6 protein-coding genes are annotated in these 12,642 nt (G+C 52.2%); all 6 read left to right on the forward strand.

From position 1 onward, the window contains the following. The first annotated feature begins 12 nt into the window (after nucleotides 1-12). A complete protein-coding gene (locus BMZ56_RS21770) occupies nucleotides 13-1,047 on the forward strand; it encodes a phosphotriesterase family protein (RefSeq protein WP_090630810.1) in 1,035 nt (344 codons plus the stop codon). Nucleotides 1,048-1,062: 15 nt separating this feature from the next. Continuing rightward, nucleotides 1,063-2,076: an L-rhamnose/proton symporter RhaT gene (locus BMZ56_RS21775; protein WP_090630813.1), complete on the forward strand. Its 1,014-nt coding sequence runs from the start codon at nucleotides 1,063-1,065 to the stop codon at nucleotides 2,074-2,076. A 220-nt stretch (nucleotides 2,077-2,296) separates the two neighbouring features. Further along, nucleotides 2,297-5,896, forward strand: a complete 3,600-nt coding sequence (locus BMZ56_RS21780) for a SusC/RagA family TonB-linked outer membrane protein (RefSeq protein ID WP_090630815.1) — start codon at nucleotides 2,297-2,299, stop codon at nucleotides 5,894-5,896. Nucleotides 5,897-5,906: 10 nt separating this feature from the next. Then, nucleotides 5,907-7,616 carry a RagB/SusD family nutrient uptake outer membrane protein gene (locus BMZ56_RS21785; protein WP_090630817.1) on the forward strand — a complete coding sequence of 570 codons (1,710 nt, stop codon included), beginning with the start codon at nucleotides 5,907-5,909 and terminating at the stop codon, nucleotides 7,614-7,616. A 43-nt stretch (nucleotides 7,617-7,659) separates the two neighbouring features. Then, nucleotides 7,660-9,789, forward strand: a complete 2,130-nt coding sequence (locus tag BMZ56_RS21790; protein WP_090630819.1) for a hypothetical protein — start codon at nucleotides 7,660-7,662, stop codon at nucleotides 9,787-9,789. A 525-nt stretch (nucleotides 9,790-10,314) separates the two neighbouring features. Then, nucleotides 10,315-12,639, forward strand: coding sequence for a TonB-dependent receptor (locus BMZ56_RS21795; protein WP_090630822.1), 2,325 nt, complete (start codon nucleotides 10,315-10,317; stop codon nucleotides 12,637-12,639). Nucleotides 12,640-12,642 lie beyond the last annotated feature (3 nt).

Genomic DNA, 12,642 nt, shown 5'->3' on the forward strand with positions numbered 1-12,642 from the left:
AAACACGTAAATATGGCAGTACAAACTGTTACCAAAGTACTAGAAGCAGCAGATTTGGGGCTGACGTTGCCGCATGAGCACATGTTCATCGACCTCCGGAACCAGTTCACACCCTTCGATGATGCGGAGAAGGACGCGATCAGCCGACAAAAGGTCCACATCAACAACCTGGGCCGGTTGCGGCTCAATCCGTATGCCATCCAGGATAACCTTGTGCTGGATGATATGGAAGCCGCCGTCAGTGAAACGTTGTTATTCAAAGAGGCCGGTGGCGATACCATCGTAGACTGTACGTCAATCGGGATAAAAAGGCAACCGGAGAAATTAAGAGAGCTTTCACTCCGTACGGGCGTTAACATTATTGCCGGGTCCGGGTACTACACGCAGGATACCCACCCGCGCGAAATGGCAAACTGGACGGCCGGTTATATTGCCGAACGTATTGTGCGCGACTTTCGGGAGGGCATTGATAACACGGATGTCAAGGCCGGTATTATTGGCGAAATCGGGACCAGCAAGGAAATCCTGCCGTGGGAAAGGACAAATCTGGAAGCGTCAGCCCTCGCATTCCAGGAGCTCGGGGCACCGGTGTATGTGCATACCTACCCTTGGGGGCAGGCAGGAATCGAAGCCGTAGACGTGTTGGTACGCGGAGGGGTGGCTCCGGAGAAAATCGTGCTCTGTCATATCGACGTGGAGCCCGACCTGGCGTACATCACCGCGCTGCTGAACCGTGGCGTTTTCATCGAGTTCGATAACTTCGGGAAAGAGTTTGTGATAGACCCTACTGAGCGGGGATTTGCCGGTGGGATATTTATCAGGGACCTGGATCGGGTACGGTTAATTCATGACCTCGTGCGGGCAGGTTATGCGAGTCAGATCCTGGTAACGAATGATATCTGTCTGAAATCCATGTTATGCTGCTACGGGGGGTGGGGCTACGCGCACATTCTAAAAAACATGGTCCCGCTGATGAAAAGCGAAAACCTGTCGGAATCGGTAATTCACGAAATCGTCAGAGACAATCCTGTGAAACTTTTTTCCTGAAGAGGGCACATAACGATGAAGTGGATACTGCTGGTCATTTTTGCCGGATTTTCGAACGGTTCTTTTGCGCTTCCGATTAAGTTTACCACCAAATGGAACTGGGAGAATACATGGGGTATGTTCATTTTTTGGGGGTTCGTCGTGCTGCCGGTTTTACTGGGTTTTTTTACCGTTCCGGATCTGGCCGCTATATGCAAGGATGTCGGCACACAAAAACTGTTGCGGATTTTTGGGTTCGGCTTTCTATGGGGAATTGGTTCGATATGCTTTGGCTTGGGTATCAAGCACGTGGGAATCGGATTGGCGTTCTCCATCAACATCGGGATCACCATTGCGATCGGTTCGCTTATGCCGTTGTTTCTAACCGAACTGTCTTCGGCAGAAACGAAAAGTATCGCGGCCGTCGCCGCCGGGGTCGTTACGATCGTTGTGGGGGTGGTGATAAGCGGCTATGCGGCACTCTTACGGGAGCGGGATCAGCAGCGCAACGATGCCTACGGCAGTACCGGGAGGCCTACCGCCGGTGTCTTCAGAATCGGGTTGCTGTTGTGCATCTGCGCGGGCGTGATGAGTCCGATGCTCCAGTTTGCCTTTATCCATGGAGATGCCATTATCCAAGCGGCCAACGCAAGGGGCGTAAGTGAGACGATCGCCTCAAACGCGGTGTGGGCGGTGGCGCTGGCCGGTGGTTTTCTGGCGAACAGCTGTTACGTGATCAAGCTCCTTATCCAGCATGATTCGTGGCGTCTCTACCGCATGAAGGAATCGGGGCGCTATCATGGGCTGGCCCTGTTGATGGGACTCTTTTGGGTGATAACCATCGCCTGCTATGGCATGGCCGTTTCCAATTTAGGAGTGCTGGGCTTGTCGGTGGGATGGGCTATTTTCAACTCGGTGGGTATCATAACGGCAAATTTACTCGGACTGTTTACAAAAGAATGGCGTGGCGTAAGCAGGAAGACATATACGGTGTTTGGCATGGGGCTGGCAACGCTTGTACTGGGCACATGCCTAGTGGCCGCACTGTGATCAAATACATCGGCGGTAATCGGCTTTTGGAAAAATTGTACTAAAAATGTAGCTATATGAAGTAGATAGACAAATGTTTGCAAAAACCGGTAATGCGTCAACATTACCGGTCTGCTGTGCACGCTCAACGAAGTACGTTGAGCCTCATTTACCGAGTGTTGCGGACTCGGTAATGCGGTGCCGTTTTAAGAGTTCTCAATCCCTAAAACTTTACTAAATTATGAACAAAAAAGGACTTATCCCATTGTGGGGATGGAAAATTATGAAAGTGACAGTACACCAGTTTTTGTTGTTTGCGATTTTATATGGCGTGTCATACGCCCATGAAACGCGAGGACAAAGCGTGCTCGAAAAGAAAGTGTCCCTGGATGTGGAGCGTATGGAATTCAAGTCGGTACTTTCGATGATTGAGGAGCAGGCCGACGTGCGGTTTATTTACAGTCCCAGTGTGATCGATATCTGGCAGAAAGTCGATGTGAAAGCTACCAATAAAGTGCTCAACCTCGTATTGACCGAGCTGTTTAAGCCGCATTCCATTGTGTTTGCCGTTTCGGAGGATAAGATGATATCGTTGAAGCGGGCGGCACCCAAGGTAGGCGAGGACGCATCTGCGGAAGTTCCCGGGGAGCTCCAGAACCGGGAAGTACGGGGCCGCGTAACCGATGAGACGGGAAACGGGCTTCAGGGGGTAAGCGTCGTAGTGAAAGGCACCCAACGAGGCGGGGTGACCCATGCCGACGGTAGTTTCGTGATAACGGTGCCCGCCGACAATCCGGTCCTGGTGTTTTCGTTTGTGGGATATCGTACGGCGGAAGTCTCGGTAGGCAGGGAAACGTCGATTGAGGTGTCCATGGAGCTGGATGCGCAAGCGTTGGAAGAATTGGTGGTGGTGGGCTATGGCACGCAGAAAAAGGTGAACCTGACAGGTGCCGTGGATGTCATTTCCGGCGAAAAGCTGGCTAACCGGCAGGCACCTACCGTTTCGCAGCTGTTGCAGGGCGCTTCGCCCGGCATGAACTTTAACATCGGTAACCAGGATGGCTTCCAGCCGGGTGCAACCATGGATATCTCCATCCGGGGTAGAGGATCGTTAAACGGTGGCGCGCCTTATGTGCTGATCGACGGAATTCCGGGCGATCTAAATAACCTGAATCCGGCAGATATTGCGTCTATTTCCATCCTGAAAGATGCGGCCGCTTCCGCGATTTATGGAGCGCGGGCGCCGTACGGCGTGATCCTGGTGGTCACCAAGAGTGGCCAGAAAGAGGAGAAAATCAGCGTCACCTATTCCGGCAATGTGTTTATTAATACGCCGCCGCCCTTGCCCAAAAGTCTCAACTCGTACACGTGGAGCAGAATACAGAACGAAGCCGGGTCCAACAGCGGTGGCCGGCCGATCAGCAACGCCACCATCGATCGGATTATCGCATACCAGAACGAAGACTGGGACTACCTCCGTGAATCCATGCCCAACTGGCCAGCAAATGCGACGATATTCGGCGCGTTCCCGCTGGAAGACACCTGGGACCAGGCTAACCAGAATTATGCAAATAACGATTGGTGGGACTTGTACTACGGCCACAGCGTCAACCAGAAGCACGATATCAGCTTCAACGGGGGATCGAAATCGGCGTCTTATTATTTTTCGGCCGGATACATCGGGCAAAAAGGCGTGCTCAACTTCGGAAACGATGCGTTTAAGCGGCTCAATATCCTCGGAAAGGTTAATTTTAAAATTGCCGATTGGTGGGACTTTTCATGGGATGCCCGGTTAGCCAACAAGCTCCGCGAAAGGCCTAACATGACCAGCGAAGGCGACTATTCCTTCATGTTCCGCCATATTTCTCGATCCTATCCGTTTACGCCCATGTATGACGGATTTGGAAATTATACCTTTGAATCGCACATTCCATCAATTACCACTGGGTCGGACAAAGCAAATGACCTAGATAGCTGGAATACCTTCCGGACCGAATTGCGGCCCGTGAAAGGCTGGAAGATATACGGCGATTTCAGCTACAATTTCCAGAAAATGTCGGAAGTAGGTGTGGAGCCCTACATCATGATTTCCAACCTCGATGGGTCATTCAGCCCGAACGGGGTGAGTGTGCCGAACAGCATCGAGCGGATTCAGGCAGACACACGCTATTGGACTTCCAATGTGTATACTTCGTATGACCTGCAACTGAATTCCCATCACTTCATGCTGATGGCAGGTATGCAGTTAGAGAAGGGGAATTTTCAGCAATTGCGGGGCTATAAAACCGATTTGATGGTGGAGGGCGTGCCTTCTTTCCAGACGGCTACCGGGCCGGCGCTGCTGTCGGAAGCACTGGCTCATAACGCTACCCAGGGCTACTTTTCGCGGTTTACCTACAATTATAAAGACCGCTACCTGTTGGAGTCGAACGCCCGCATAGACGGAACGTATGTTTTTAAGCACGGAAACCGGTGGGGCTTTTTCCCCTCCTTCTCCTTGGGATGGAACGTCGACCGGGAGCCTTTCTGGCGTTCCTCCGACGGATTCAGTGCCCTGAAGGTGCGGGCCTCATGGGGCCAGCTGGGTAACCAAAACGTGAGCCCTTACGGCGATCTTCCCCTCATACCGGTGCACACGACGCAGCTGAACTGGATCTTTGGATACGGAAACGGGCGGCCCACCGGTTACACGAGCGCGCCGGGAATCGTAAACAGAAACCTGACCTGGGAAACCGCCACCACCTCAAATCTGGGACTCAATATGGCTTTCCTGCGGAACCGACTGCTGGTGGATATCGATGTGTTTGAACGCAATACCGCCAATATGATTGGCCCGTCAGAAGCTAAACCGGGGGTGTTGGGGGCCAGCGCGCCGCGCTATAACAACTCAGCACTGCGTACCCGCGGATGGGAACTGTCGGTCAACTGGAACGGGGCTATACAGGATGAATTTACGTATTCACTAGGGGTTAACGTATCGGACTACAAGTCGGTGGTTACCCGTTTTTTCAACCCGACCAAAACACTTTCGACCTGGAGCGAAGGACGGACAGTCGGCGAAATATGGGGGTTCACCGTGCATGATCTGTATCGGTCGCAGGAGCAGGTTGATGCGCACTTGCAAGAGGTGAACCTGTCCTATTTTGGCGGTACCTGGCGGCCGGGCGATGTGAAGTATGAAGATACCAACGGCGACGGGGTTGTAGGACCGGGGAAATATACGGTAGACGACCATGGAGACATGTCGATTATCGGAAACAGCGAGCCACGTTTCCTGTACGCTTTCAATGGAACGGCAAAATATAAAGGGTTTGATTTCTCCATGTTCTGGAGAGGGGTTGGCAAGAAAGACATTTATTTCAGCAATTTCGCCAATATGTTCTGGGGCTTCAACAGCGGATGGTGGGAATCATCGCTTACCGAACGGCATCTTGATTATTTCCGGGATGCGCCCGGCGACAAGTATACAGGTCTGTACGAAGGGCAAGCCAACATCAATACGGGCGCATACTGGCCACGCCCCTACCTGAACGGTACCGAAGAGGCCAAGAACAAGGCGCATGCGAATACCCGTTACTTGCAGTCGGCCCGTTTTCTCCGCCTTCAGAATGTACAACTGGGGTATACATTTTCAAATAAGCTTTTGTCACGTGTTAAATTGCAGAATGTCAGAGCCTATCTATCTGCAGAGAATCTAATCACCTTTACCAGCATGCCACGCGGGATCGATCCGATATCGCCGTTGGGCTGGGGACCTTGGGAAGGTACCAATGGAACCACAGGCAGGCTTACATACGGCGCAGACCGTTCGTTTTCGGTTGGTTTAGTTATGACTTATTAATAGAAGTGTTATGAAAAGATATGTTGTGTATTTATTGTTTTTGATGTCCGTGCTCGGGTGGTCGTGTGAGCGTCTGATCGACCTTAAGCCGTTGGATCAGATCAGTGTGGACGATTACTGGAAAACTCCGGCCGACTTACAGAACTATGTGAAGCAATTTTATCAGAACTTTTCGCCTCAGACCCAGATGGTTGCCGAGCTGGCCGTGAATTCGGACGACATGGTGCATGGAAGTCCCAGTGCTATTCTGAACGGTCAGCGTACGGCCCGCACGGGTAGCTGGCAGGGCGAATGGGCGGCCATACGGCATATAAACATTTTCTTTGATAATTACGAGAAATGCGAAGCCGAATTCAGTGAGATCCGGCATACGGTGGGTGAAGCCCATTTCTTCAGGGCCTGGTACTATTTCGGACTGCTCAAGGAATACGGTGATATCCCCTGGTACACCTCAGAGATAGGTCTGGATGATGACCAGGCGTTGATGCGACCGCGCGATCCGCGGACGCAGGTAGCGGATAATATTCTGGCTGAGCTCGATAAAGCTATTGAATTTCTTGACACCCGGAGAAGTGTGGGAAATACGCGGATTTCAAAGGAGGCGGCCCTCGCGCTGAAAACCCGGGTTGCACTGTTTGAGGGAAGCTGGCAAAAGTACCATGCGAATACACCCTTTGGAACCGCCGGTGCCGATCCGCAGCGCTACTTCCAGGCGTGTGTGTCGGCCGCAGAAGAATTGATGGGTGGAAATTACACCCGGGGTATTTATACAACGGGCAACCCCGACGACGATTACTACCGGCTATTCGGCCTTGATAACATGAACGATGTGGATGAGGTGCTCTTGTACCGGGCTTTCAATCGCAACGAGGGAGCGGGCAACGCGGTACAGGGCTACATTACCTACGACATGAATCAGAAGGGGATTACCTGGGACCTCGTGTCTTCTTACCTGGGAAGGGATGGAAAGCCGTATGATTATCTTGAAGTGGGGCAGATTGAAAAGGGGAATGATTTTTTACTGACGATAGCTGCTGAATGCGATAGACGGCTCAAATCCACGATATGGATCCCCGGCGACCTGATGGCTGCCGAGCTGGAGAAATATTTTGACCGGCCGACCATCGATGCAGGGGCGTTACAGCTCAATCCGACAGGCTTTTCGGTCAAAAAAACCGCAAATCCTTATTCGCCGGCCGCCGGCAGGCCGTGGTCCGTTCAGGCCGAAACGGGATTTATCATTTTGCGCTACGCGGAGGTACTGCTGAACTACGCAGAGGCCTATTACGAGCTTAATCAGGAGGTAGCCTACGAGGCCCTTAACCGCCTGCGGGAAAGAGCCGGAATGCCCGCTTTCGAGGTGCACAGCCAGCAGCTGAACGAAAGCCCAGCAAACTACGGGTATGAGATCCCGGACGCGCTGTACGAGATCCGACGTGAGCGCCGGGTCGAAATGGCGCTGGAGGGGTATCGGGATGAAGATTACCGGCGGTGGGCCGCGCATGCGCTGTTCCGTGGCCAGCGTCCCAAAGGCTACCCCGTTAGCCGTGAGGAGTTCCCGGCTTACAGCCGCCCGGTGGATAGCAATGGATTGATCGATTATTATGCGGATGAGCTTCCCGAGGGGTATCAATTCCAGCCAGGACGGGATTATCTGTCGTCCATTCCGCTGGATGAATTAACCCTTAACCCGAATCTGGTTCCTAATCCGGGCTGGTAGGAACGGGGAGCGGACAACGTTACACGATTGCAAACGTATTGAAATGAAAAATTCAAGAAGAGATTTTATAAAACTGGCCTCGACCGGCGTTTTATCGCCCTACCTGGTCGACGATTTCGCAAAACTCCTAGCTATTGAAAGCGCTCCCCGATCGGGAACGAGACGCCAAGGACCGGCAGACAATTACCAGCGGTGGCTCTGGATCGAGCTGATAGGCTTTGATCATGTGGCAGCGGATTTTGGGGTGGGTAATTTTATTAAAAATACCGGCTTTGTACCCGAGGCAGTCTCGTTTTTATTTGCCTCGGCCGATTTCGTGCATAGCCATTCGGGCGTTGACAACGAGTGGGTTTTCCCCGACGAATTCTGTTCCTATGCTGCGAGACCGGCAAGCCCGGAGCGGAAGCGGCAACCCTGGACAAACCGCCAGTTGAAAGGTCTCATTGATCAGCTCCATAAACATGGCGTGTCGGTATATTGCAGTTTCTTTGACTTTTTCGTTGATACGGAAGGGCCGGGGCGGTGGGCGTATCAGTATCGGGAAATCCGTGAAACAAGTGTAAACGGCACGGTCTATCCGTACATTCACCCCCTCAAGCGGTTTAACGACGGGACGTTTTACGAGGACCTCTTTGTGAAACAGTTAAAGACGGTATTGGCCGATTATGGTTTTGATGGCCTCCATGGGGCAGATGGCTATACCAGCGGCAGGCGCCCGCTGAACGATGTGGACTATACCGATGATATGATGGATCAGTTTGTGGCGCACAGCGATGTCAAATTGCCGGCGGAGTTTGGGAGCAAAATAGGGGATGATAAGGGCCTGTTGGCAGAAAGAGGCAAATGGGTGTGGGAGCATCGGCGCGAGGAATGGATTCGATTTCATGTTGATCGATGGTCGATCTTCTGGCAGAAGGTGATCGATGGCGTACACGGACAGCAGAAGAAAGTTGTATTCAACTCGGCTTGGACCCGGGATCCTTTTGAAGCCATTTACCGGTATGGCATCGATTATCGTCGCATCACAGACCTCGGTGTCGACGGGTTCATTGTGGAAGCAGTGGCCTCGGCGGTAGCCATGGAGCCTGAGCTGAGTGATGAGTATACCAAGTTTTACTACAATGCGTTGGCCATGATTTTGCTCATCAAAGCGCATTGCCCAGAAGCGGTTCTGAGGCCGTTTACACAGATACACGACACCACAGAGCAGTACGATGCCCTGCGTCACATCCCGACCTTTGTGGAGCGGGAGATCTGCCAGGTGGCCAACCTCTACGTAGTTGATCGGGAAGGCAAGATGGGCAGGTGTTCTTCCGGCCCGATGTGCTGCCTCTCGGACAGTGTCGCAGCTCACGAATGGACGTGGTTGCGAAAGCGATGGGACCTGGGGTTCATGGACCAGCCCGAGGCGGTGGTGGGAGCTACCCTGGTGTGGTCGACCAGCGCGCTGGATAATCAACTGAGCGAATACATTGCACATAAAAGCTGGACGGTGCACAAGTGGCTGTATGAGTTGCTTTTAGCGGGCGCGCCGGTGGCCGCGGCGGTTCCCATTGAAGACCTGGACCGGGTGGACGGCCCTATTCTGGTGCTCAATCCCGGCCTGCTGCCGGGAGACGAACTTGAAAAGGTAACCGCTTACAAAAAGGGGGCAGCGTTTTTTATTGGTTCGACGGTTTCTTCGGTTTCACATGCGTCGGCGCTTACGTTCAGCGATCCGGTGAACCGGACAGTATCCTGCTCGGTGCTGAATACGTCGGTCGATCAGCAGGTGGCTGTCGATGACGTAAACGAGGTCATTCAATCGGCAACAACCTATGGATCGGATCCCGATTCGTGGACAAAAAGCCTGGCATTTGTGCCGGTTTCCCTTGGGTTTGTTAACACCTGTGCCAGAGTGATCCGTTCGGAGGCGAAAGGACCGTTGGTGGTTTCGGACCACAGTGACAATATCAAGATTACCACCCTGGTTCTTTCAAACGGGCGTTGGCGGCTTCTTATCGGAAGTGATAGCTTTTATTATCAGACGCCAGCCATACAGATGCCCCGGACAATTGCGGCCATAGACGTCAGGTCTACCTTCCCGGGTGTGCCGGTGCGTTTCTCGGAAGATACGTTCCGCGTACGGATCCCGGGGCGGGGCATGGTGGTGCTGGATCTGGAAATGTCGTAAGCACGAAGCTTTAAACCGTGGATAATCGGAAAAGGCCAGCACTTTTCAATTTTTTTTGCAGGTAATAGCAAATAAACGTATATTCGCAGTAGGTTTAGGTTGATAGCCCCTAACCCCATTGGGGCGGACCCGTTACCTATAAGGTAACGGGTTTTTTTTGTCCCTACCTTTCTGCTGTCCTGTTGTCCATTGGAACTCGCCGAACGGGATGATATTTTTAAGGATTTTCGAGGTAGCTCAACGTTTTTAAAATAATCCATTGGATTATCGACGGATTTGTTACTTTTGTCGATGGTTATTTATATGTAATCTAAATAACCATAAGGGCAGAGGTTAATACGCTCAAGGTAACAGACAGATTTTTTGAAAAATGATAGGACATAACTAACGAAAAAACCGCGCCGGAGACGGTAATCTCCGTAGCGCGGTCTATGCGTTTACATTCAGCGGTAACTGACTGTAAATACACGCGGCCATCAACTTTAGCAGGTACAACGGCCGGCTTTCAACAGAATAGTAAAAGCAATGCAATATATTAAATTTTACGTAACCGTACTATTTTTTTGCGGTGCCTTTTGGGGCCGCGCACAGGAATCCGCCTACAACCTCACAGGGACCATCAGCGGTGCCGATCGTGAACCGCTTTACGGGGCGACCATTAAAGTAGGCAACCAAACCACCCTCTCCGATTCAGAAGGGCATTATCGTTTTTCCAACATCCGGCATCGGCAGGTCCGTATTGAGGCCTCTGCCGTGGGATTTGAACCGTACGCCCAGACCCTTACCTTGATACAAGGGGCCAATACCCTGCAGATCACACTGCTGCCCAAAACCAATGAACTGGAAACGGTGGAGGTGGTGGGCCTTACCAAGGCGCAGGAGGTAAACCGGCAGGCCTACAACGTGACAGCAGTAGATGCCACTAAACTGTACAACACCACGATGGACATCTCCGGTGCGCTTGACCGCGTGGCCGGCATCCGCGTACGGGAGTCGGGCGGCGTGGGATCTAACTTCAACCTGTCACTCAACGGATTCACGGGCAATCACATCCGCTATTTCATCGATGGGATTCCCATGGATAACTTCGGCAGCTCGTTCCAGATCAACAATATTCCCATCAATACAGCGGAGCGTATTGAAGTGTATAAAGGCGTGGTGCCCATGTGGCTGGGATCGGATGCACTGGGCGGTGCCATCAACATCGTAACGGGCGACCGGTACCGGAACTTCGTGGATGTCTCTTATTCCTATGGATCGTTCAATACACATCGTTCCGTTATCAATACCGCCTACACAACCAAGGAAGGATTTACCGTGCGGCTGAATGCCTACCAGAATTACTCCGACAATAATTATAAGGTCACGGTAGAGGCGGCAGATATCAATACGGGTGCCTACGCACCCAATACCACCGTGCACCGTTTTCACGATACCTATCACAACGAGGCAGTCATTGCCAGCGTGGGCGTGGTAGATAAGCGGTTTGCCGATCAGTTGCTCGCAGGCATCACCCTGGGCCAGAATTACAAGGAAATCCAGACCGGTGCCCGCATGGTATCGGTATTCGGCGGCTGGCATAGGCGGGGTACTACGGTTATGCCCACCATCAAATACAAGAAGGAAAACTTGATTGAGGGGTTGGACGTAATCATCAACGCCAATTACAACTTCGGTTCTGAACGGAACATCGATACCGTCAGCGCACGGTTTGACTGGTTCGGCAATTCAAAACCCACGGGCACCAACAGCGGAGAGCGTTCCCGTTCGCTATACAAATACCGCAATAATGAGGGGCTTGCTACCGCCACGGCTAACTACCGCCTTGCAGAAAGGCATTCCTTTACGCTCAACAATAACTTCTCCACGTTCCGGAGGGAAGGCAGCGATCCGCTCAACCCCACCAGTGCGGAATACGAACGGACCAAACGCACCTATAAAAATGTGATGGGTCTCGGATATAGCTACGACATCAAAGACCTGTGGAGCAGTACGCTGTTTCTGAAATACATCCACCAAAGCAACCAGAACGGGCCGGATGAGCGCAGCCTGATGGATAAGCTGGGCTATGGATTGGCGTCGGCTTACTACCTCACGCCGCAGGTACAGCTCAAAGTTTCCTACGAGCTGACCAACCGCATGCCTTCGGCGTATGAAATATTCGGCGACGTGGAAAACCAGGAGGCCAACTTCCAACTCCAGCCCGAGCGGAGCAACAATGTCAACCTCGGGGCGGCCTATGACTTCGCACTACGTGCGGATCACCGCTTTTCATTGAATGCAAACGTGATCTATAGGCGTGCTTTTGATTACATCTATAGCAGACTCAATAATAACCAGTCAAAATACGTAGCCGATAATCGGGATGGGGTCGAAACCTATGGCGGCGACGTAGAGCTGCGGTATTCCTTCAAGAACTGGCTGATGGCAGGAGCTACCGCAACGTACCAGCACATTATGAACACGCAGAAATACGAAGAGGGATTTAACGGGATCAGCATCGTATACGGCGATCAGATGCCCAACATCCCCTACCTCTTTGGCAATGCGGACGTGGCCGTGGTACTGCGCGACATCGGCCGTGCCGGAAATACACTGCACATCGGCTACAACCTGCTCTATGTACATGCCTTCTATCTGTATTGGCCCAGCCGCGGCGGCAACAAATTTGATATCCCGCAGCAGATCAGCCACGACGTAAACGTAGTCTATTCACTGCAGGACGGACGCTATAACCTAGCGTTGGAAGCCAAGAATATCACCGATACCCGGATGTACGATAATTTCAGCCTGCAAAAGCCCAGTCGTGGCTTTTACCTCAATCTCCGCTATTTCATTAACAAAAAATAAAAA

Source organism: Parapedobacter indicus (assembly GCF_900113765.1).
Taxonomy (GTDB): Bacteria; Bacteroidota; Bacteroidia; order Sphingobacteriales; family Sphingobacteriaceae; genus Parapedobacter; species Parapedobacter indicus.